Source organism: Pseudomonas sp. PICF6, assembly GCF_009831705.1.
Lineage (GTDB): Bacteria > Pseudomonadota > Gammaproteobacteria > Pseudomonadales > Pseudomonadaceae > Aquipseudomonas > Aquipseudomonas rhizophila.
In genome coordinates, this window is sequence record NZ_WUUD01000016.1 from 132181 (window position 1) to 153221 (window position 21041).

The following is a 21041-nucleotide window of genomic DNA, read 5'->3' on the forward strand; positions in this document are numbered from 1 at the left end:
GACCATCTATCTGCTGTCGCCCGGCCCGCTGTGGGATGGGGGTTCGGTGCTCGCCGAACTGGCCTGGAACCGCACCCTCAGCGTCACCGACAACCGCGCGGCATTGGACGCCAACACCACCCGGGACGCCACGGCGCTGCGCGTGCTGGCCGAACCGGCTTATTTCCAGGTGGCCGACGGTCTCGACCTGAGCGTACCGATGGGTTTTGGCGTGGTCCTCGATGGGCGCTCCTCAGCGGTCAGCAAGGCCGGGTTCGGCAATACCCACGCAGGCGACTGGAGTGTCGGCGTCAAAGCCACTTACCTGCAACGCTGGGACTTCGGCATCAACTACGTGAACTTCTTCGGCAAGAAGGAGGCAGGGCTGCGCGAGGACGGCAACTTCAGCTACGGGCAATCGCTGGCCGACCGTGACTTTGTCTCCATGTACGTGAAAACCACATTCTAATAAGAGGTTTCATTCGTTATGCACAGTAACCTTTCCTTGCGTATTTCGGCCTTGGCCATTGCCTTGCTCAGTGCCGGCCTGGTGCACGCGGCCGTTTCCCCGGAGCAGGCCGCACGCCTGAACTCGGACCTCACCCCCCTTGGCGCCGAGCGCGCCGGCAACAAAGACGGCAGCATTCCGGAATGGACAGGTGGCTACACCACAGCACCGGCCGGCTACAAGAATGGCGATAAACGCGCTGATCCGTTCGCCGCCGACAAGCCACTGTACTCGGTCAGCGCGTCCAACATGGCGCAGTACGCCGACCAATTGGCCGAAGGCACCAAAGCCCTGTTGCAGAAGTATCCCGCTTACCGTCTGGACGTCTATCCCACCCGGCGCAGTGCCGCAGCGCCTCAGTGGGTGTATGACAACACCCTGAAAAACGCTACCCGCGCGAACCTTGAGGTGGCCACCGAAAAGGTCAGCGGCGCCTATGGCGGGATCCCATTTCCATTGCCGCAAAACGGCGCCGAGGTGCTGTGGAACTACCGCCTGTCCTGGCAAGGCGGAGACACCTTCTATTCACCTTTTGATACCTGGCTGATGACCGCAGGCGGCAAGAAAATCCAGGCCACCCGCGCGCGCTTCTGGTACCAGCAACCCTACTACTTCAAAGACGGCAGCCTGGAAACCTTCGCGGGCAAGTTTCTGATCGGCAAACTGGCCACGGAACAACCGTCCTCCAAGGCCGGCGAGGGCCTGATGACCCACTGGGACATGGACCCCGGCAAACGTGCCGCCTGGCAGTACCTGGTCGGCCAGCGCCGGGTGCGTCGTGCGCCGAACGTTGCCTACGATACGCCGGACTTCGTCACCTCGGGCGTCGGTTTCTTCGACGAGGCCTTCATGATCTTCGGTCCGACCGACCGCCACGACCTCAAGCTGGTTGGCAAGAAAGAGTTGCTGGTGCCCTACAACAACAACCGCGCGGCAGCGGCGAGCAGCGACGAGCTGCTCAAGCCAGGCTTCCTCAACCCGGATCTGGTGCGGTGGGAGAAGCATCGGGTGTGGGTCGTGAGCGCGACACTCAAGGATGGCAAACGTCATGTGGTGCCCAAGCGCACCTATTACGTGGACGAGGACTCCTGGCAAGTGCTGCTGCTCGACGGCTATGACGCCCAAGGCAAGTTGGGGCGGCATAACTATTCGCTGACGTTGTTGGCGCCTGAAATGCCCGCGCTGACCGCTCAGATGATGTGGGGCAGCTACAACCTGGAGACCGGCGCCTACTTCCTGAACTCCTCGGCCAACGACCTGGATGTGCAGTACCAGAGCTATCCGCGTCCGCCGTCCGCGTTCTTCACCCCTGACGCCATGGCCAGCGACAGTATGCGCTAAGCGATTGTGCAAGGCGCCGGAGCCCAGGCATCGGCGCCTTGTGCGATCAGCGGTTGGATAATTCTTATGCGGCGGTTGGAGCGGACATGATCGGTAATTTTTCACTCATGCGGGCGCTACCGGTGGCCTTGCTGCTGGCTGCGTTATCAGTGTCAGGCTGGGCGACGGCCAGCCCGGGCATTGCACTACTCAACCAGCCGGCCTTGCAAAGTGCCAAGGCACCCCGTGCGGTGCTGCTGGCGGTAACCCGGGCGGGCGATCGGCTGGTGGCGGTCGGCGAACGCGGCATCGTGTTGCTCTCTGATGACTCCGGCCAGAGCTGGCGCCAGGCCCGTGTGCCGGTCAGCGTCAGCCTGACGGCGGTGCAGTTCGTGGATGCCGAACGGGGCTGGGCTGTCGGTCATCTGGGCGTGATCCTTCACAGCACCGACGGTGGCGAAACCTGGGTCAAGCAACTCGATGGCGTCGCAGCGGCGCACCTGGCGCTGGTTTCGGCTCAACAAGGCAACGACGCCAAGCGGCTCAAGGATGCCGAGTGGCTGGTCGCCGATGGCCCGGACAAGCCCTTTCTCGACCTGTATTTCAGCGACCGTCGCAACGGCTATGTGATCGGCGCCTATGGCCTGATTCTGCGCACCGCTGACGGTGGCGACAGTTGGCAGCCGTGGATGCAGCAGGTGGATAACCCCGAGGGCCTCAACCTGTACGGCATTCGCCCGGCGGGCGGTGCGCTGTTCATCGTCGGCGAACGCGGTCTGCTGCTGCGTTCAACTGACAACGGGAGCCGCTTCGAGGCTCTCGATTCACCCTATGACGGCAGTTTTTTCGGTGTGCAGGGCAGCTCGGCCGGGGAGTTGTTGGCCTTCGGTCTGCGCGGCAATGCTTATTGGTCGGGCGACCAGGGTGTCAGTTGGCGGCGGATCGAGACGGGGCTGGAAGTGGCCTTGTCGGCCGGCACTCGCTCGCCTGATGGCGCGTTCATCCTGGCCAGCCAGGCCGGCGATCTGCTGCTCAGCCTCGATCGGGGACGCAGCTTGCGGCACTTGAAAGGACCGACCGGCACCTCGATCGCCGGGCTGGTGGCCGCCCCGGATGGCAGCTTGATTGGTGTCGGCCTCAGTGGCGTGACGCGCCTCAAGCATGACCTTTACTCGGCGCAACGTTGAAACACTTGCCAGAGCCCTATGCGGCCGTATTCGGAGTCCGATGTGAACGACCATAATCCCGCCCTCGAACAGCAAGTGGTAATCGCCCGTCTGGAGGATTTCGATCCGCGTTCCGGAAACATGGGCGAGCGGGCGATTTTCAATCATCGCCCCTGGGTGATTCTGCTCTGCCTGCTGGCCACCCTGGTGCTGGGTTACCAGGCTAGCAAGATCGGTCTCAATGCCAGTTTCGAAAAAACCATTCCGACGTCGCACCCTTACGTCGCCAATTTCCTTGAGCGACGCAGCGAATTGAGCGGCCTGGGTAACTCAGTGCGCATTGCCGTGGCGGTCAAGGACGGCAACATCTTCGACAAGGATTACCTCGACGTTCTCGCCAGGCTCAACGACGAGATCTATTTGCTGCCGGGTGTCGACAAGCCTTATATGAAGTCGCTCTGGACGCCGACCACGCGCTGGACGGCCGTGACAGAGGAGGGCCTTGATGGCGGCACGGTGATCCCGGACACCTATGACGGTTCCGCCGCCAGTCTGGAGCAGGTGCGCACCAACGTTGCCCGCTCCGGCGAGATCGGCCAACTGGTGGCGGGCAACTTTCAGTCCAGCGTGATATTCGTGCCGCTGCTGGAAATCAATCCCGTGACCGGCAAGGCGCTGGATGCCGGCGAATTTTCCCGGCAGCTGGAAGCTTTGCGCGACAAATACCAGAGCGATCGAATCCAGATCCACATCACTGGGTTCACCAAGATCATCGGCGACCTGATTGCCGGACTGGTCCAGGTCATGCTGTTTTTCGTGGTTGCCGTGCTGGTGACGGTCGTGGTGCTCTACTGGTACACCCGTTGTGCCCGCAGCACCGCGCTGGTGGTGCTCTGCTCCCTGGTGGCGGTGCTCTGGCAGGTCGGGCTGCTCGCCAGCCTTGGTTACGACCTGGATCCCTATTCGGCGTTGGTGCCTTTTCTGGTGTTCGCCATCGGCATGAGCCACGGCGCGCAGAAGATGAACGGCATCATGCAGGACATCGGTCGTGGCACGCACCGGGTGGTCGCCGCGCGTTATACCTTCCGCCGCTTGTTTGCCGCCGGCATGACCGCGTTGCTTTGTGATGCGGTGGGGTTCGCGGTGCTGATGGTGATCAAGATCCGCGTGATCCAGGACCTGGCGATTACCGCCAGCATCGGAGTGGCGGTGCTGATCTTCACCAACCTGATCCTGCTGCCGATTCTGCTCAGCTATATCGGTGTCGGCGCCAAGGCGGCCGAGCGCAGCTTGCGGGCCGAAACCGCTGAGTTGAAAGCAAACGTCAAGCATCCGCTCTGGAGTTTCCTCGACCTGTTCACCCGGCGCTCCTGGGCTTACGGCGCTTGCCTGGTGGGCCTGGCGCTGGCGGTCGGCGGTTTCGCCGTCAGCCTGCACCTGAAAATCGGCGATCTGGACCCAGGCGCTCCGGAGCTGCGTCCAGACTCGCGCTACAACCGCGATGCGGCTTTCATGACGCAGAACTACGCGGCCAGTTCGGACATTTTCGTGGTCATGGTCAAAACCCCGGAAGACCAATGCACCCGCTATCCGACCCTGGCGGCGGTGGATGCTTTGGCCTGGCAACTGGAGCAATTGCCGGGCGTCGAGTCGACCAACTCCATGGCGGCCCTGAGCAAGATCGCCGCCGCCGGATATAACGAGGGCAACTTCAAATGGTACGAGTTGATTCCCAATGACGGGGCCCTCGGCGCGGTACAGACCCGTGCGCCGCGTGAGCTGTTCAACCAGGGCTGTTCGCTGCTCTCGCTTTACGTCTACCTGGCCGACCACAAGGCTGACACTCTGGAGCGGGTGGTGCAGACCAGCGAAGCCTTTATCGCCCAGCAGCAACTGCCGGACGTGAAGTTCATGCTCGCTGCGGGGAGCGCCGGCATCGAGGCGGCGACCAACATTGTGGTGAAGAAGGCCATGCGCGAGATGCTGTTCTGGGTCTACGGTGCCGTGATCCTGCTTTGCTGGGTGACCTTCCGTTCCTGGCGTGCGGTGCTCGCCGCGGTGCTGCCGCTGATGCTCACCTCGATCCTCTGCGAGGCGCTGATGGTGGGCCTGGGCATGGGCGTGAAGGTGGCGACCTTGCCGGTGATCGCCCTCGGGGTGGGCATCGGCGTCGATTACGCGCTTTACGTGCTGAGCGTGATCCTGACCCACATGCGCGCCGGCGCCTCGCTGTCCGAGGCCTACTACCGCGCACTACTGTTCACCGGCAAGGTGGTTCTGCTGACCGGCATCACCCTGGCTATCGCCGTGGCGACCTGGGCTTTCTCGCCGATCAAGTTCCAGGCCGACATGGGCATCCTGCTGGCCTTCATGTTCCTGGTGAACATGCTCGGCGCGCTGATCCTGTTGCCTGCACTGGCGTACTTCCTGTTGCCACAAAGGCTGTTCGCAAAAAAGCCTGAGGCCGCCGGCGTGTTGCAGCCGGTCGGGGAGGGCTGACTGACGGTCCGCTGGCAACCGAAGGGCCAGACCAGGCAGGCCAATGCGGCTTGCCTGGTCTGGCCATTTCCACGATCCGATGGAGACAAGTCAAAACGGCTTTTCTGCCGTTTATCTGGCGTCAAAACATAATCTTTCACGCCGTATTTAGCCTTCAGCCAACTCGCCGATACCCTCAATAAGGTCCGATCGATTTGTGGGTTCGCCGAGGGTACGTCATGTTTAATTCAACGCTGAAAAGTGAATTGATGGCTAGGACAGCCGAATTGGCAACGTACAAAGGATTGGTGGGTGCTCTGGAGCGGTCGATGGCCGTTGTGGAGTTCAGCCCAGATGGCAAGGTACTGCGCGCCAATGAGAATTTCTTGCATACGATGGGGCATCGGGCAGATCAACTGGCCGGTATGTCTCATCGGGATTTCTGCACGCCCGCGCTGGTCAGCAGCGCCGAGTATCGTCAGTTCTGGGACCGCCTGCGGTCCGGTCAATTCGTGTCCGGCACTTTTCAGCGAGTCAATGGCAAGGGTGGGAATGTCTGGCTGGAGGCCAGCTATAACCCGGTAGTGGACGAACAAGGCCGCGTTGTAAAAGTGGTCAAATATGCACTCGACGTCACCGCGCGGGTAGCAAACGAGGCGCAAACCCAAGGCAAGCTGGCAGCACTCGATCGCGCTATGGCGGTGATCGAATTCGATCTGAACGGCAACATCCTGACCGCTAACGACAACTTCCTCAGTGTCATGAATTACTCGCTGGCGGAACTCAAAGGCAAGCACCACCGGCTGTTCTGCGAGCAGGAGCTGGTGAGCAGCTCCGAATACAGCGATTTCTGGCGTCGCCTCAATAGCGGTGAATTTTTCAGTGGTCAATTCAAACGTCTGGGCAAGCACGGCAAGGTTGTCTGGTTGGAGGCCAGTTACAACCCGGTCTACGATGCCGAAGGCAAGCTGAGCAAAATCATCAAGTTCGCCAGTGACATCAGCGAACGAGTCGAGAAATTCGAAGAGGATTCGCGCGGCGCTTCCCGTGCCTACCACATCTCTGCCGAGACCGAGAAAGTCGCTGAACAGGGCTCGCAAGTGATTCAGCAGACGGCCAAGGAAATGCGCCAGATCGCTGACAATATCGGGGCCTCTGCACGATTGGTCGGCCAGTTGGGCGCGCGTTCTGAAGAGATCACGGCCATCGTCAATACCATTCGCGGCATCGCCGACCAGACCAACCTGCTTGCCCTTAACGCGGCCATCGAAGCGGCGCGGGCCGGCGATCAAGGGAGAGGGTTTGCGGTGGTCGCCGATGAAGTCCGGCAACTGGCCGGGCGCACCAGCCGTTCGACGGCCGAGATTGCCGAGATGATCGGTCTGATTCTGTCTGAAACCCGTGACGCCGTCGCCAGCATGACGGTGACCCAGGAGGGCGCCCTGCGTGGCGTAACCCTGGCCGATCAGGCCGGATCGGTTATTCTGCAGATCAGAACCGGTACCAGTGACGCACTCGAAGCGGTGAGCATGTTTGCCTCCAAACTCGATGAGTCCGAGGTCATCCCGAAAACGGCCATCGGCTGGGTAGGTTGATGCGCATGGGCGGCCCGAACCTCCTCACCAGCCTTTGACGCCGCTCATATCAGGCAACTTGTGAGCGATGCCCTTGTGGCAATCGATGCAGGTTGCCTCGCCATTGGCCAGTGAGGTCGAGTGCATGCTCGAGGCGCGCTTGCTTTGCCGGGTGAAGTCCATGAATTCGAAGTTGTGACAATTGCGGCATTCTCGCGAGTCGTTGGCCTTGAGTCGGGCCCATTCGTGCTCGGCCAGTTCACGTCGCAGGGCGAGGAATTTGTCGCGGGTGTCGATGGTACCGAAAATCTTGCCCCAGACCTCCTTGGAGGCCTGCATCTTGCGCGCGATCTTATGGGTCCACTCGTGTGGCACGTGACAGTCCGGACAACTGGCGCGTACGCCGGAGCGGTTGGTGTAGTGGATCGTGTCCTTGAGCTCGACAAACACGTTGTCACGCATTTCATGGCAGGACACGCAGAACGTCTCGGTATTGGTCGCCTCCAGGGCAGTGTTGAAGCCGCCCCAGAAAACGATACCGGCGATAAAGCCCCCAAGCGTCAGGAAACCCAGGCTGTAATACAGGCTCGGACGACGCAGGACGCCCCAGTAGTCCTTGAGCAAGGCGAACAGTGCTTTCATGTTGCCTCCTCAAGGTTTCTTCGTGGCGTTGGCGTTGTCTTGCAGCAGTTTGTCGATTGTCTCGAAATTGTTTCCCACCAAAGGCTTCACGTCCGCCTGCGGTACATGGCACTGGTTGCAGAAGTACCGACGTGGTGAGACGGCCGCCAGCGCTTGGCCATCGCGGTCCATGTAGTGGGTGATGCTGATCATCGTTGCCTGGGTCCGTGCGCTGTTGGCACGGCTGTGACAGGACAGGCACTTGTTGCCGTTCGCGTCGACCTGATAGCCGCGGATGGTGTGGGGAATGGTCGGCGGCTGATCCGGGTAATTACGCTCGCGTTTGAGGTCTTTGTTTTCTTCATCGGTAATGGGCGGGGCGGGCATGTTCTGGGACAGAGTGCCGCCGGGGCGACGCCCATCCGGAGCTGGCGCGTCGAGCGGGTAGTCGATTTCAGCTGCGATCACCACGCCAATCGCGGCAAGCAGAAACAAGGGCAGCATTCGAAAAAGCATCAGGGTTCTCCTCAGGCCACGCTGACCAACTCGATGCGTATCGCGCACTTTTTGTAGTCGGTTTGCTTGGAGATCGGGTCGGTGGCATCGAGCGTGACCTTGTTGATCAGCTTGTTGGCGTCGAAAAACGGCACAAATACCAATCCTTGAGGCGGCTTGTTGCGCCCGCGGGTTTCGATGCGCGCACGGATCTCACCGCGTCGGCTGATCAGCTTCACTTCACTGCCGCGCCGTGCTTTCAAGGCCTTGGCATCCTCGGGATGCATGTACACCAGCGCATCCGGCACGGCTTTGTAGAGTTCTTCGACTCGCTGGGTCATGCTGCCCGTGTGCCAGTGTTCAAGAACGCGCCCGGTGCTCAGCCAGAACGGGTAGTCCGCATCCGGTGCCTCGGCCGGCGGTTCGTAGGGGAGGGCGAAAATGATCGCCTTCTTGTCCGGATAGCCATAGAACTGCACCTCGCTGCCTTTCTCCACATAGGGGTCCAGCCCCTCGCGATAACGCCAGCGGGTTTCCTTGCCATCCACCACCGGCCAGCGCAGGCCCCGTTCACTGTGGTAACGGTCAAATGCGGCAAGGTCATGTCCATGGCCGCGACCGAATTGGGCGTACTCCTCGAACAGCCCCTTCTGCGGGTAAAACCCAAAGGCCTTGGCTTCATCGTTTTTGTAGCCGGCTTCCAACTGCTCGACGGGGAACTGGTCCACCTGGCCATTTTTGAACAGCACCTCGAAGAGGGTCTTGCCCTTGAGCTCAGGTGCCTTGGCGAGCAATTCGGCGGGCCAGGTTTCATCGGTGGTGAAGCGCTTGGAAAATTCCATCAACTGCCACAGGTCCGACCGGGCGTCTCCCGGTGCCGTCACCAACTGATGCCAGAATTGCGTGCGTCGTTCAGCGTTACCGAAGGCGCCTTCCTTCTCCACCCACATGGCGCTGGGCAGAATCAGGTCGGCGGCCTGGGCGGAAACGGTGGGGTAGACGTCGGAGACAATCATGAAATTGTCCGGGTTGCGCCAACCCGGCAGGACTTCCTGCATGATGTTCGGTCCGGCCTGCATGTTGTTGCTGGCCTGGGTCCAGCACACGTTGAGCACACCGTCCTTGAGCATGCGGCTCTGTTCCACCGCGTGGAAGCCGGGCTTTTCCTGGATGGTGCCGGCGGGCAGCTTCCAGATTTTCTCGGCGGTGGCGCGATGCTTGGGATTGGTGACCACCAGGTCGGCCGGTAGTCGGTGGGAAAAAGTCCCCACTTCACGTGCCGTGCCACAGGCCGACGGTTGACCGGTCAACGAGAACGGGCTATTGCCCGGCTCACTGATCTTGCCGGTAAGCAGGTGGATGTTGTAGATCAGGTTGTTGGCCCAGACGCCACGCGTGTGCTGGTTGAACCCCATGGTCCAGAACGACACGACCTTACGCTTGGGGTCGGCATACAACTGCGCCAGGCTTTTCAGTCGCTCAGGTGCAACCCCCGTCTCCCTGGCGGTTCGCTCCAGCGTGTAAGGCTTGACGAAGGCGGCGTACGCCTCGAAGTCAATATCCGTCCAGGTGTTGGCCTTGCCGGCATTCTTCGCGCTGGTTTCCCGTGGGTCGTCAGGACGCAGGCCGTAGCCGATGTCGTCGGCACCCCGGGCAAAGCGAGTGTGCTTGCTGATGAAATCCTGGTTCACCGCGCCGCTTTCAATGATGTGGTTGGCGATGTAGTTAAGAATCAGCAGGTCGGTTTGCGGCTTGAACACCATGGGGATGTCGGCCAACTCGAAACTGCGATGTTCGAAGGTGGACAGCACCGCCACTTTCACATGGGGCTGGCTCAGGCGGCGATCGGTGACCCGGCTCCAGAGCACCGGGTGCATCTCGGCCATGTTCGAGCCCCAGAGCACGAAGGCATCGGTGGCTTCGATGTCGTCATAACAACCCATGGGTTCATCGGCGCCAAAGGTGCGCATGAAACCCATCACCGCCGAGGCCATGCAATGGCGGGCGTTGGGGTCGATGTTGTTGGTGCGAAAGCCGGCCTTCATCAGTTTGTTGGCGGCGTAGCCTTCCCAGACCGTCCACTGTCCGGAGCCGAACATACCGACCGATTCCGGCCCCTTGCTTTTCAGGGCCTGCTTGAACTTCAGCTCCATGATGTCGAAGGCTTGCTCCCAACTGACCGGCTGGAATTCGCCCTGCTTGTCGTATTGACCGTTCTTCATGCGCAACAGCGGCTGGGTCAGGCGATCGACGCCATACATGATCTTTGAAAGAAAATAGCCTTTCACGCAGTTGAGCCCACGATTGACTTCGGCCTTCACGTCGCCATGGGTGGCGACCACCCGGTTATCCCGGGTCGCGACCATCACGCTGCACCCGGTGCCACAGAACCGGCAAGGCGCCTTGTTCCAGTCCAGGGTGACCATGTCCGCTTCGGTCACCAGGTTGCTGGCAGAGGTTACGATCGGCAGGCCCGCAGCGGCGGCTGCAATGGCGGCGGCCTGGGTCTTGACGAATGCACGGCGGGTCATGCTCATTCGATGTCTCCTTCGGGCTCGAGGAGTTCGTGATAGATCAACGCCGCGTTGAGTACGCCGGGCAGGTTGTTGATCTGGTCGATGCATTGCAGGATCTGGTCTTCATGCACGGCTTCAAGCACTACCACCAGTTTTCCGGCGGCACTTTCCTGATGCAGCTCCAGGCCATCGAGCAGGCGCAGGTTGGCCTTGACCGCGTCGAACATCTCCGGTCGGGCAAGTACGACAAGACTGGCGATATGCAGGGTTTCGTCCATGAACGGGCTCCAATAGCCTCAAGAAAAAGCCACCGGTCAGTGGGGTGGGCCAGGAGGGCCATACAGCATCTGGAAAAACCAGACGAGGAAACCGTAGCCGCCGACGATGGCGACCGACAGCAGCGGAAAGAGGAACACGACAAGGAAGAGGAACAGCCGGGTTTCCTTGCGGCGTTCAGGTTTGCGTTCTTCAGCCAACGACATTGGGGCTTCTCCAGCCGAACCTGCGTTGATACTAGATCACGATTGCTGGACTGGCCTGTGTGCCCGATTTTGCTTTCGACCAACGGTCCTACCAAGGGCCAGTAAATGACTCTGACGATTGACCCGGACGGCGCGATGATGGGGAACATTTCTGAACTTTCACTGGGCAAATACTTCCACTACTCAGAGAGTCATACCACTGCCTGGCGCAACGCGAGGTACCTAACACGTGCATGTTTGAAGCAGAGCCAGAATATGAAAGTAACGCCCCCTAAATCCCGGACCTCCTTGCGCCGGGCGGTGACAGGACCGATGCTGTTTCTTTTCATTCTTGGCGATGTACTCGGCGCCGGTGTTTATGCGCTCGCCGGCACGATCGCGGGGGAGGTGGGCGGCGCGATCTGGGTGCCGTTGCTGGTCGCATTATTCTTCGCAATGCTGACGGCCGGTTCGTATGCAGAGCTGGTCACCAAATACCCACATGCGGGAGCGGCGTCGGTGTATGCCGAGAAGGCATTCAAGTCACCGCTTATTTCGTTTTTGGTCGGGTTCTGCATGCTGGCTGCGGCTGTCACAAGCGCTGCCGGTCTTTCGCTGGCTTTCGCGGGTGATTATCTGGGCGCATTTGTTCAGGTCTCACCGCACGTCGCGGCCCTGGTGTTTCTGGTGGTCATAGCGCTGTTGAATGCCAGGGGAATAAAAGAATCTCTGGGGGCGAATCTGGTGATGACGCTCATAGAACTGTCAGGCCTGATTCTGGTCGTTGTGGCCGCCGCCTGGTTTTTCCGTTCCGGTGATGCTCACCTGGAGGCCGCGTTGCAATTCAAGCCGGGGGTCAGTCCGATGCTGGCGGTGTTGGGGGCGGCATTGCTGGCCTTCTATTCGTTTGTCGGCTTTGAAACATCCGCCAATCTGGCTGAGGAAATACGTGATGTTCGAAAGGTCTATCCGCGCGCCTTATTTGCGGCATTGTTGACCGCCGGGGTCGTCTACATGGCCGTTGGTGTCGCAGCCTCTTCAGTGCTGCCGATGGAGCAACTGGTCGCAACGTCGGCCCCGTTGCTGGAAGTCGTCCGGGCATCGGGATTGAACATTCCACCTCGCGTGTTTGCCTTTATCGCGCTCATTGCCGTGGCCAACGGAGCGTTGCTGACTCTGATCATGGCCAGTCGACTCGCCTATGGAATGGCGTGTCTGGGGCTGTTGCCGGAGGCCTTGGCGCAGGTACTGCCCAACAGACGTACGCCTTGGGTCGCTATCATCGCCACGACCCTTGTATCTATTGCGTTGACACTGACCGGCACCCTTGCTGCATTGGCCCAGACAGTTGTTCTGCTGTTGCTTTTCGTATTCCTCAGCACAAATCTGGCGGTATTGGTGTTAAGGCGTGACACGGTTGAGGAAGCGCATTTTCGGGTGCCTACCTGGGTGCCCGTTCTGGCTATCGTTTCGTGTTTGATATTGCTCAGTCAGCAAAGCCTGGAAACCTGGCTTCGCGGTGCAGTCTTGATGGTTGTCGGAATATTGCTTTACGCCTGCACGCGTATCGCGATGCCCGTGGCGATAAAGCCTGGCTAGCGGGCTGGAGGAGTCCCGTCGGTAATCATGGACTCAAACGTCCTCCAGAAAGCTCGGACTGTGCCGATTCAAACGGTGTCGACTACAGTTCCTTGCATGTGCAGGGGATGCCCCGTTAAGCAACGGAATATTGATCATGACCCAAGACTCCTCCGATCCAGCCTTCAAATCCCTCGGTTGCGCCGAATGCCGCAACCATGAGGCGCTGGGGTTCGACTTCACAATGGCCTTTCAACCCATCTTCAATGTACGAACGCGCACCGCGTTCGCTTATGAGGCGTTGGTGCGGGGCGTCAATGGCGAATCGGCAGGCTACATTCTTGGGCTGGTCAATGACGGTAACCGCTACCGGTTCGACCAGGCGTGTCGCGTGAAGGCGATCGAGGAAGCCGCCCGGCTGGGCATTCTGGACATTGCCGATTGCCTGCTCAGCATCAATTTCCTGCCCAATGCCGTGTACAGGCCCGAGACCTGTATCCGGGCAACCCTGGAAGCCGCACGTAATACAAACTTCCCGCCAAACCGACTCATGTTCGAAGTGACGGAAGGCGAGAAAGTGGTAGATCCTGAGCACCTCAAGTCGATTTTCGTGGAGTACGAGCGCCAGGGTTTCACCACCGCCATTGACGATTTCGGCTCCGGTTACTCAGGGCTCAATCTGCTGGCCATGTTTCAGCCGCAAGTGCTGAAGATTGATATGGCGTTGACCCGCACGATTGATCAAGACACCGTCAAGCAAGCGATTGTCGAGGGTATCGTCCTGGTCGCCAAACGCCTGGGCATTACCGTCATAGCCGAGGGCATTGAGACGCGAGGGGAAAGCGCCGCGCTTCTGGAGCTGGGTATCGATCTGATGCAGGGATACCTGTTCGCAAGACCTGAGGTCGGTCGCCTCCCGCCTGGCAGCTTTGACTGAGGCGTACGGGCCGTTCAAGGCGTTTTCCAAAGACAGCTTTTTTGTTCGCTGGGTGAGATGGCAGAGGCTTTTCACGATTTTTGTCGGCCGTGGTTGAGCCAGCGGGAAGCGCCCAATATATAAAAGGCTCCTCCCGCGATAATAAAGAGCGCGAGCATGTAGAAAATGCTGTGGGGCGGTTGCGTGGCCAGGACCACGCCGCAGAGCAACGGCCCGGCTGCGGCCCCCAGGTTGCCGAGGTTCTGCGCGGCGTAGTACATGCCGCGCAGATGGTTGGGCGCGATGTTGTCGATGAACATGTATTCCGCGGGGAATACGATTATTTCCCCGACAGTGAATACAGCCATGGACATCACCCAGAACATCACCGAGTTGGACAGGGCGAAACCGGCCAGGCCCATGAGGAACATTCCCAGCCCGGCCACTAGCCAAAGATTCAGATGCCGATGGGATATTTTCTTGCCGATGGAATATTGCAAGCTGATCACCATCAGCGCATTGGTCGTGACGATAGCGCTGATGATTCGGTAGGTGTTCTCCGGCGTGGTGGTCACCACCAGATACTGCGAGAGATAGGCGGTGAACTGGCCGAAGACTACGGCGCTGAGCAGGCCTCCAAGGGTGAAACACACCAACCGGTAATCCTGGAGCAGAACCTTGCCCACCGCCAGGAAAGGCACAGGCGTCTGGCCTGCGTCGACAGGGGCGGAATGTCTGTCGCCCCAAACGAAGTAAATGAGAAAGAAGCCGGCACCGAGCCCGGCAGACAATAGAAAGGGCAAGCTGATCCCTAGCTTGGCTATCCCCGCCCCGAGAAACGGTCCGACGGCATAGCCGATGTTGGTCAGCGTATATTTGATCGAGAACACTTCGCTGCGTTCGGCGGCGGGGAGCAAGCTGCCAAATCCCGCCTTGACCGCAATATCGATGACGGCATATGCCAGATTGATCAGCACCAGGCAGATGAAAAAAAGCCAGAGTTCGCGGGTCACGACTGCCCCAAGGAACCCCAGGCTGAACAACCCACTGAACCCAAGAATGAGTCGGTAGCTGGAGAGCCTGTCCACCAGGAAACCGCCATAGAGGCTCAATAGCGATCCAATGATCAGTGTGCTGCCGATGACCACTCCGATATCCGCCACACCCATGGCGAAGTTTTCGGACAGATAGATAACCAGATAGGGCAGCGTGATCGCTCGGCTCAACGTCAGTATCGAAGACGCGCAAAGCAGCAGGTTGACGGTCGTGGGGTAGTTTCTAAGGGTAGCGAGCATCCTTGCCTCTTTGTTCAATCGATCATTGCCAGGGGCGCAGCGTGGCGCAATACGCTCGCGGCAAGTTTACTGAGGAATCCAGTTCTGATTTATGATGGATTTTCCATTGCAGGTTGAACCCAATTCATCAATAACAGGACGCCTAATGTTTTCCTCCGAGCGATTGAAGGGGATCGATGTCTTTGTCTGCGTCGCCGAATCCGGCAGCTTCAAGGCCGCCGCAGAGCGGATGAGCCTCACGGGCTCGGCCATCAGCAAAAGCGTCGCCCGTCTGGAGAGCCGTCTTGGCGCTCGATTGTTCGATCGCACCACCCGGCGGGTATCGCTGACGGACGCTGGGACGGCGTTCTATCGCACCTGCACGGGGGTGCTTGCAGACCTTGAAGAGGCCGAGCTGTCTCTGCGTGCTGAAGACGCCGAGCCACAGGGCAGGGTCCGGCTTGACCTTCCGGCAGCCTTTGGTCGTTCGCAAGTGATGCCCATCATCTTGCGGTGTATCCAGGACTATCCGCGGCTGGTGCCGCACATCTCGTTCACGGATCGTTTCATCGACCCTCTCCAGGAAGGCGTGGATATCGTCGTCACCATTGGCGGCTCACAGGTTTGGCCTGACGCGCTGGGGCATCGTTACCTGGGTCGTGAATGGCATGTCTTCTGTGCCTCACCCATGTACTTGGCCAAGCATGGCATCCCCATGACCGATCGCGATCTGGAACATCACCAGTGCATCGCCTACGGCTGGCCGGACGGCAAGCTCAGTCCGTGGAATTTTGCCGGTGAGCGTCCCGGCGAGACGGTAAGAAAACAGGTGTCGCCAGCGTTGGTCGTGGGGGACGGTGAAGGGCTGGTTGCTGCGGTATCGGCCGGGTGCGGGATTGCACAGTTACCTTCATGGTTGATCCAGCGGCAGCTTGAGGAGGGCACGTTGATTGAGGTGCTTGCCCATCTGGCAACCGACGGAATGGTGATCAACCTTGCCTGGCAGAAAAGCCGTGAGAAGCTTCCCAAGGTCAGTGCCTTGCTGGAAGCACTTGCGGCCAATTTGTGTCAGCCGGTAGAAGGCAAGCCTCGCAAAGCCGTGGACGTCTAACCCAGCGGATCATGGCAGCAGACACACAGCTTGTTGCCGTCGAGGTCTCGAAAATAGGCGCCGTAATAGTCGGGGTGGTAATGGGGCCTCAATCCAGGCGCTCCCTCACACGTTCCTCCCAGGGCCAGCGCCATTGCGTGGCTGCGTGCGACAAGCTCCCGGCTGGGTGCCAGCAGCGCCACCATCTGACCGTTACCGGGCGCGCTTGGGTTGCCGTCAAATGGTTTTCCAATCACGAAGATCGGCCGAGGCGAGCCCTCGCAAACCCAACCGGCCCAGCCTTTAGTGGCGTCGCAGAACTTCAACGTAAGGCCCAGCCCGGCCATTATCTTTGAATGGAAAGCGAACGCGCGGTCGAAATCGCCTATGCCTAGGAAAACGTGAGAGATCATGCTGGCTATCCTTGCGGTCAGGGAATCGAATGAGTCTGGCGCGAAACGATGATCAGTGAAAGATGCATCACCGGGTGCGCCTGGCGATGTTCTCCTCGTGTCGGGCGCGGTCGGTCGATTCGCTGGATGTCAGGATGATACGAACGGCCACAACCACGCCGACAAGAACACCGGCTAGCCCTGAGGTTTCCCAAAGAGTGGGCAGTCGCTGATGAAACATCAGGCCCAGTATCGTCGCGAAGAGTGACTCCAGGGATATCAGTTGCCCGCTAAGCACCATGGGCAGGCGACGGGACGCGGCATTCCACGCCCAGGCCCCGACGACCGATGACATCAGCGCGATAAAGAGCCCCCAGGCATACAACGGCCCAGCCACGGAAACACTGAAGCCCAGACTTGGCAGTTTCAGAAGATCAAGCACCAGTGCGGCGGGTAAGGCGATCAAGGTGCCCAGCCCGGCGCCTGCCATCATCAAGCCGGTCCAGGCCCCTGATGCGTTGACGGCAAGTTTTTCCAGGCCCCTTTGATTCAACGCGGCGAATACGAGCCAGAGGATCACTGCGCTGATTGAAAAGAACAGCCCCTTGCGCCAGGCACTGTCGCCAGTTGGGAGGTGATTGAGACTGCCGACGTTCAACAGCAACAGCCCGCCTGTCATCAACGCCAGTGGTATCACGAGCTTGCGCCATTCGAGGGTTCTGCTCGTGGCGTTGCCGAGCACGGCCTGCAGAAGCGGCACCATGCCAATAAGTGCAGGGGTCAGTACCGGCCCTCCGTAAATCACTCCGGCGGCAATGCAAGTGCTATAGCCGAGGTACCCGATAATTCCCAGGCTTGCGCCAAGAAGCTGCTGTTCGCGGCTCAGGCGTCGAAGTCGAGCTCGATAGAACACCATGACGCCCATACCCAGCGTCCCGGCGATCAGAAACCGAACGATCATCAAGTCGTAGATCGAATAGGCACCGGTGACGTAGGGCGCTACGAAATTCAAGGCCCAACTCAGAGTGGCGACGACGGCGAGGGCCACGCCTGCGGTGGTGTTTGAGTCATTCCTGAGCATCGGTCTATCCATAAGATATTCAGCTCATGTTGCGCAGCGTCAGGGCTATGCTACAAACGAGTTCTCGGCCACGGATGCATTACCGGTGATTATGAATACGCTTGGAAAGTCTTTACCGCCGCTCGCCAGTTTATTGCCTTTTGAAGCGGCGGCGCGGCTGGAGAGTTTTTCGAAGGCCGCCGAGGAGCTGCACATTACCCAAGCGGCGATCAGTCGGCAGATACGGGGACTTGAAGAGAATCTTGGGCTAAAGCTCTTCAGTCGGCGCAACCGCGCAGTGTTTCTCACCCAAGAAGGACGCGAGCTAGGGCGTGTGCTGAGCAGCGCCTTGCGCAGTATCAGCGATGTCGCCGAGACCCTTCGCCAGGCGCCTGGCAAGAACCGTGTCGTTCTGCTGTGCCAATTGTGCGAGGCGTTCTACTGGCTGATGCCGCGCCTTTCGTCATTCCACCAGCAATACCCGGAGATCGAAATCCAGGTGGCCACTTCAACCCGGCCGCTGACTGAATTCAATGAGCATTTTGACGTGGCCTTGCAAAGCACCGGGCGCCCCAGTGGTGCGCATGTTCTGGTCTTTACCGCTAGCGATGAGGTGTTTCCGGTGTGCAGTCCGCAATACCTCAATGTCCAAGCGCCCATGCAGGTCAGTGAGCTTGCTCGCCACACGCTTTTGCACTATCGCACTACGCCGCCTCACTGGATGCAGTGGGAGGGTTGGCTAAAAGCGTTTGGACAGATACCGGCTGTTGATCTTCAAGGCACTGTATTTGACAGCTACCCCTTGATGCTTCAGGCAGCAGTCGAGGGGCACGGAATTGCACTGGGATGGCGCCGCACCGCCGCAAGGTTGATTGAACGTGGAGCTTTGGTGAGGCCTTGCGCGCAAAGTGTTCCCTTGCCTGAAGCGATATCGGTTTTCAGAAGTTCGCACGCAGCAGATCGCGCTGAAGTGAGCGCACTGATCGAGTGGCTTGAGGGGGAGTTGGAAAGTGAGGGCTGACGGCTGTCACCCTGGCGGATTTGCGTGAATCCACTAGAACCTGGCTTGCTTGCACAGGTCATCTGAAAGGAATCAGGTGTGGATTAGTATTTATGCAAATTGTCCGTGTTTACACAGTGGGTCATTCGACCCGAACCCTCGAACAGTTCGTGGAGATCGTCAGCGGTTTTGGTGTCGATACCATTGTCGATATCAGGACCGTCCCGCGATCACGGACAAATCCTCAATACAATCTGGATACGCTTGCACAACGACTGGCCGAATTCGATATCGGGCATCAACAGATTCCGGAGCTTGGCGGATTACGAAAAAAATCAAAGACCGTTGCCGATGAGGTCAACGCATTCTGGGTCAATCGAAGTTTCCATAACTACGCGGACTACGCCCTTTCGCAAGAATTTGAGGTCGGTCTGAATCGCCTCCTCGCGCTCAGCAAGACTCACCACTGCGCCATCATGTGTGCGGAGGCTGTTTGGTGGCGTTGCCATCGCAGGATCGTCGCCGACTATCTGTTGCTTCGCGGTGTAGAAGTCATCCATATCATGGACAAAGATAAAGCCAATACAGCGGTGTTGAGTCCGGCTGCGAAGGTTCACGGGCTGAAATTGACTTATCCCGCTGGAGAGTGAACAGGGCTACTGAGCTGTGTCGGCCACTGGCTGCCGAGTTTCGGTGCGCACCACCATCCAGATGCCGATCCCGGACACCGCCATGCCCGACACCATTTGCCAGGAAAGAGGTTCGTTGAACATCGCCCAGGCCCACAGCATCGTAACGGGGGGGCTGAGGTACAGGACGCTGGCGACCCGGGTGGCTGACGCGCGGCGCAGACACAGCCAGTAGAGCCCATATCCGCCAATCGTAGACAAGCCCGCGGTCCACAGGACACTCAAGACAAAACCTGTGCTGGGTATCGGTGCGAGGCTGCCCTGTAAGCCCTCGACCAAAGCGAAGGCAAAGCCCGAAACACAGCATTGCAGCCATAGGTTGGGGAGTAGGCCCAAGGACTGCGATGGCGGGAGGTGCTTTTGCCACAATGTCGCGACGGCGAGTGAAAGCATGCCAAGCAGCGGCAGCGCATAAGCCCATAAGGGCGCATCGCCCCAGGCCAGCGCGCCATGTGTCACCAGCGCGGCCCCGACCAGACCGATGACCAGGCCGGCCCAAACCGGCCAGGCCAGTCGCTGTCCCAGGACGCCTGCGGCCAATAAAGCCAGGCCCATGGGCAGAAGGTCGGCGAACAGGGCAGCGAGCCCGGCCGGTACGCCCAAGGCAATGCCTTGGGTAATACCCGCCAGATACCCCGCCATGGCTAGCAAACCGATGCCGGCGTTTTTCAGCAGCACGGCAGCCGAGGTTCGCCTCAAGTTCCTGGCGACAAACGGGAACAGAACGAGCGTGACCAGCACGCAGCGCCAGAACACGACCAGTAACGGCGGCGCGTAATCAAGCGAGAAGCGCGCGCCGATGAAGCCTGAACTCCAGCTCAACACCAGCGCCGCCTCGAGTAAGAACAGAGGTATCGCCTGGTGCCATTGAGGTTTGGAGAGAGCAGGGCATGAGATCGATCGGTATGCATTCATGCCCACAGGCTACGAAAGCAGGCTAATCTAATAAATCAAAATATAGTGCAGCAGTCATTCACAAAGGTTGAATTATGCCGGCCATACTCGATATCGAACTGATACGGACTTTTCATGCGGTGGCGCGCATCGGCAAATTCAGTGCGGCGGCGGAGCAACTGCACAAAAGCCCGGCAGCGGTGAGCGTGCACATCCAGCGGCTGGAAGCGGTCGCCGGTGGACGATTGCTCAACCGTGACAATCAGGCGGTTTCCCTGACCGCCCTGGGCAAGCGTTTGCTCCTGTCTACCACCGAGTTGCTCAGTACCCACGACCGGGTCTTGGCCGACCTGCATGGCACCCGTCTGGCGGGGCGTATCACCTTGGGCGTGCCGGATGAATATGCGGACCATGTCATCCGCGACATCCTTCCGACATTCGCAGCCGCCTGGCCGAACGTGGTACTGGAGCTCAGGACGGCGCCAAGCTACGCGCTACGTGATCAGGTTCAACGTGAAAAACTCCAGGCTGCGGTGATTGCCCGGCCGAAGGAGCTGCCGGACACAGAGTCGCTGCGGTTAACCTCCACGACGCCTGTTTGGGTCGGCCCGATCAATAGCGTGATTGCCTCGACGCAGCCGCTGCCACTGGCCGTGCATGCGGCGCAGTGCCCTTATCGACAAGCCATGGTGGAAGCGCTGAAGCAATGCGCTCGCAAGTCGCGCATTGTCCTGGAAAGCCCCTCCACCCAGGCCGTCAAGGCGTGTGTGGAGGCCGGCTTGGCGATCAGTCTGATAGACCGGGCCCGGGTGACGGACAAGATGCAGATCCTCGATGATCTGCCCCGGGTGCCGGAGCACGAGGTGGTGTTCATTCGAGCGCAGGCGTCCCATGCCGATGAGGCGGTGAACCTGCTCTCCCGAGCCATGCAGCAATATTTTCGGCTTTGATGAAAGGGCCGGGCGCAACCACGCCAGGGTTGTTTTTTATCGCCCGACAACGGCGGCGTCCGGGATGGGATCACCCGTAT

General features: G+C 59.6%; 19 protein-coding genes and 2 pseudogenes. 12 read left to right on the plus strand and 9 right to left on the minus strand.

The features are described 5' to 3' along the window. The 6 genes and pseudogenes from GSM73_RS27105 to GSM73_RS28210 all read left to right on the plus strand — a co-directional run. On the plus strand, window positions 1-448 hold a 448-nt coding region (locus GSM73_RS27105; RefSeq protein ID WP_256676785.1), incomplete at its 5' end, for a DUF1302 family protein. An 18-nt stretch (window positions 449-466) separates the two neighbouring features. After that, window positions 467-1828, plus strand: a complete 1362-nt coding sequence (locus GSM73_RS08375) for a DUF1329 domain-containing protein (RefSeq protein WP_107322802.1) — start codon at window positions 467-469, stop codon at window positions 1826-1828. Between the two features lie 86 nt (window positions 1829-1914). Then, window positions 1915-2994: a YCF48-related protein gene (locus GSM73_RS08380; protein ID WP_218575652.1), complete on the plus strand. Its 1080-nt coding sequence runs from the start codon at window positions 1915-1917 to the stop codon at window positions 2992-2994. A 120-nt stretch (window positions 2995-3114) separates the two neighbouring features. Beyond that, the gene (locus GSM73_RS08385; RefSeq protein WP_256676811.1) at window positions 3115-5472 is read left to right on the plus strand and encodes an RND family transporter; all 2358 of its coding nucleotides are present in this window, start codon (window positions 3115-3117) and stop codon (window positions 5470-5472) included. Between the two features lie 308 nt (window positions 5473-5780). Then, window positions 5781-6458, plus strand: a pseudogene (locus tag GSM73_RS28205) (PAS domain-containing protein); the annotation flags it as partial. A gap of 111 nt (window positions 6459-6569) precedes the next feature. Next, window positions 6570-7046: pseudogene (locus tag GSM73_RS28210) on the plus strand (methyl-accepting chemotaxis protein); the annotation flags it as partial. Window positions 7047-7070: 24 nt separating this feature from the next. On the opposite strand, the gene GSM73_RS08395 reads toward GSM73_RS28210, so the two are convergent. Genes GSM73_RS08395 through napE form a run of 5 tightly spaced genes read right to left on the minus strand, consistent with a single transcriptional unit; the run spans window position 7071 to window position 11139 of the window. Beyond that, on the minus strand, window positions 7071-7667 hold the full coding sequence (locus tag GSM73_RS08395; RefSeq protein ID WP_013692861.1) for a cytochrome c3 family protein: 597 nt from the start codon (window positions 7665-7667) through the stop codon (window positions 7071-7073). Between the two features lie 9 nt (window positions 7668-7676). After that, window positions 7677-8162 (minus strand): nitrate reductase cytochrome c-type subunit, encoded by a 486-nt coding sequence (locus GSM73_RS08400; protein WP_013692862.1) that lies wholly within the window; start codon window positions 8160-8162, stop codon window positions 7677-7679. 11 nt (window positions 8163-8173) lie between these two features. Then, on the minus strand, window positions 8174-10678 hold the full coding sequence (gene napA, locus GSM73_RS08405) for a nitrate reductase catalytic subunit NapA (RefSeq protein WP_139049864.1): 2505 nt from the start codon (window positions 10676-10678) through the stop codon (window positions 8174-8176). Beyond that, complete coding sequence (locus tag GSM73_RS08410) at window positions 10675-10935, minus strand: chaperone NapD (protein WP_160892162.1); 261 nt, start codon at window positions 10933-10935, stop codon at window positions 10675-10677. Before GSM73_RS08410 ends, napA begins: the two co-directional genes overlap by 4 nt. 36 nt (window positions 10936-10971) lie before the next feature. Beyond that, window positions 10972-11139, minus strand: coding sequence for a periplasmic nitrate reductase, NapE protein (napE, locus tag GSM73_RS08415; protein WP_047225634.1), 168 nt, complete (start codon window positions 11137-11139; stop codon window positions 10972-10974). A gap of 255 nt (window positions 11140-11394) precedes the next feature. Between napE and GSM73_RS08420 the strand changes: the two genes are divergently transcribed. Next, a complete protein-coding gene (locus tag GSM73_RS08420) occupies window positions 11395-12717 on the plus strand; it encodes an APC family permease (RefSeq protein ID WP_160892408.1) in 1323 nt (440 codons plus the stop codon). 136 nt (window positions 12718-12853) lie between these two features. Then, the gene (locus GSM73_RS08425; RefSeq protein WP_047225635.1) at window positions 12854-13633 is read left to right on the plus strand and encodes an EAL domain-containing protein; all 780 of its coding nucleotides are present in this window, start codon (window positions 12854-12856) and stop codon (window positions 13631-13633) included. 71 nt (window positions 13634-13704) lie between these two features. Here GSM73_RS08425 and GSM73_RS08430 read toward each other — a convergent pair whose 3' ends face one another. Further along, on the minus strand, window positions 13705-14907 hold the full coding sequence (locus GSM73_RS08430; protein ID WP_160892164.1) for an MFS transporter: 1203 nt from the start codon (window positions 14905-14907) through the stop codon (window positions 13705-13707). A gap of 145 nt (window positions 14908-15052) precedes the next feature. Here GSM73_RS08430 and GSM73_RS08435 point away from each other — a divergent pair, with 145 nt between their 5' ends. Beyond that, window positions 15053-15997 carry a LysR family transcriptional regulator gene (locus GSM73_RS08435; protein WP_076384290.1) on the plus strand — a complete coding sequence of 315 codons (945 nt, stop codon included), beginning with the start codon at window positions 15053-15055 and terminating at the stop codon, window positions 15995-15997. On the opposite strand, the gene GSM73_RS08440 is transcribed toward GSM73_RS08435, so the two are convergent. Both GSM73_RS08440 and GSM73_RS08445 read right to left on the minus strand, forming a co-directional pair. After that, window positions 15994-16389, minus strand: a complete 396-nt coding sequence (locus tag GSM73_RS08440; RefSeq protein ID WP_076384292.1) for a VOC family protein — start codon at window positions 16387-16389, stop codon at window positions 15994-15996. The genes GSM73_RS08435 and GSM73_RS08440 overlap by 4 nt on opposite strands. A 67-nt stretch (window positions 16390-16456) precedes the next feature. Then, on the minus strand, window positions 16457-17449 hold the full coding sequence (locus tag GSM73_RS08445) for a DMT family transporter (protein WP_160892166.1): 993 nt from the start codon (window positions 17447-17449) through the stop codon (window positions 16457-16459). A gap of 91 nt (window positions 17450-17540) precedes the next feature. Between GSM73_RS08445 and GSM73_RS08450 the strand changes: the two genes are divergently transcribed. Next, window positions 17541-18449 (plus strand): LysR substrate-binding domain-containing protein, encoded by a 909-nt coding sequence (locus tag GSM73_RS08450; protein ID WP_160892409.1) that lies wholly within the window; start codon window positions 17541-17543, stop codon window positions 18447-18449. Window positions 18450-18541: 92 nt separating this feature from the next. Continuing rightward, window positions 18542-19078, plus strand: a complete 537-nt coding sequence (locus tag GSM73_RS08455; protein WP_160892168.1) for a DUF488 family protein — start codon at window positions 18542-18544, stop codon at window positions 19076-19078. 6 nt (window positions 19079-19084) lie between these two features. On the opposite strand, the gene GSM73_RS08460 is transcribed toward GSM73_RS08455, so the two are convergent. Then, on the minus strand, window positions 19085-20032 hold the full coding sequence (locus GSM73_RS08460; protein WP_080962849.1) for a DMT family transporter: 948 nt from the start codon (window positions 20030-20032) through the stop codon (window positions 19085-19087). A 74-nt stretch (window positions 20033-20106) separates the two neighbouring features. Here GSM73_RS08460 and GSM73_RS08465 point away from each other — a divergent pair, with 74 nt between their 5' ends. Beyond that, on the plus strand, window positions 20107-20961 hold the full coding sequence (locus GSM73_RS08465; protein ID WP_107322795.1) for a LysR family transcriptional regulator: 855 nt from the start codon (window positions 20107-20109) through the stop codon (window positions 20959-20961). Window positions 20962-21041 lie beyond the last annotated feature (80 nt).

Coding starts and splice junctions, on each gene's coding strand:
- GSM73_RS08430 (WP_160892164.1), bottom strand. CDS start 14,907: ATGCTCGCTACCCTTAGAAACTACCCCACGACCGTCAACCTGCTGCTT.
- GSM73_RS08375 (WP_107322802.1), top strand. CDS start 467: ATGCACAGTAACCTTTCCTTGCGTATTTCGGCCTTGGCCATTGCCTTG.
- GSM73_RS08465 (WP_107322795.1), top strand. CDS start 20,107: ATGCCGGCCATACTCGATATCGAACTGATACGGACTTTTCATGCGGTG.
- GSM73_RS08455 (WP_160892168.1), top strand. CDS start 18,542: ATGCAAATTGTCCGTGTTTACACAGTGGGTCATTCGACCCGAACCCTC.
- GSM73_RS08445 (WP_160892166.1), bottom strand. CDS start 17,449: ATGCTCAGGAATGACTCAAACACCACCGCAGGCGTGGCCCTCGCCGTC.
- GSM73_RS08400 (WP_013692862.1), bottom strand. CDS start 8,162: ATGCTTTTTCGAATGCTGCCCTTGTTTCTGCTTGCCGCGATTGGCGTG.
- GSM73_RS08410 (WP_160892162.1), bottom strand. CDS start 10,935: ATGGACGAAACCCTGCATATCGCCAGTCTTGTCGTACTTGCCCGACCG.
- GSM73_RS08395 (WP_013692861.1), bottom strand. CDS start 7,667: ATGAAAGCACTGTTCGCCTTGCTCAAGGACTACTGGGGCGTCCTGCGT.
- GSM73_RS08450 (WP_160892409.1), top strand. CDS start 17,541: ATGAATACGCTTGGAAAGTCTTTACCGCCGCTCGCCAGTTTATTGCCT.
- GSM73_RS08460 (WP_080962849.1), bottom strand. CDS start 20,032: ATGAATGCATACCGATCGATCTCATGCCCTGCTCTCTCCAAACCTCAA.
- GSM73_RS08380 (WP_218575652.1), top strand. CDS start 1,915: ATGATCGGTAATTTTTCACTCATGCGGGCGCTACCGGTGGCCTTGCTG.
- GSM73_RS08435 (WP_076384290.1), top strand. CDS start 15,053: ATGTTTTCCTCCGAGCGATTGAAGGGGATCGATGTCTTTGTCTGCGTC.
- napE (WP_047225634.1), bottom strand. CDS start 11,139: ATGTCGTTGGCTGAAGAACGCAAACCTGAACGCCGCAAGGAAACCCGG.
- GSM73_RS08425 (WP_047225635.1), top strand. CDS start 12,854: ATGACCCAAGACTCCTCCGATCCAGCCTTCAAATCCCTCGGTTGCGCC.
- napA (WP_139049864.1), bottom strand. CDS start 10,678: ATGAGCATGACCCGCCGTGCATTCGTCAAGACCCAGGCCGCCGCCATT.
- GSM73_RS08420 (WP_160892408.1), top strand. CDS start 11,395: ATGAAAGTAACGCCCCCTAAATCCCGGACCTCCTTGCGCCGGGCGGTG.
- GSM73_RS08440 (WP_076384292.1), bottom strand. CDS start 16,389: ATGATCTCTCACGTTTTCCTAGGCATAGGCGATTTCGACCGCGCGTTC.
- GSM73_RS08385 (WP_256676811.1), top strand. CDS start 3,115: ATGGGCGAGCGGGCGATTTTCAATCATCGCCCCTGGGTGATTCTGCTC.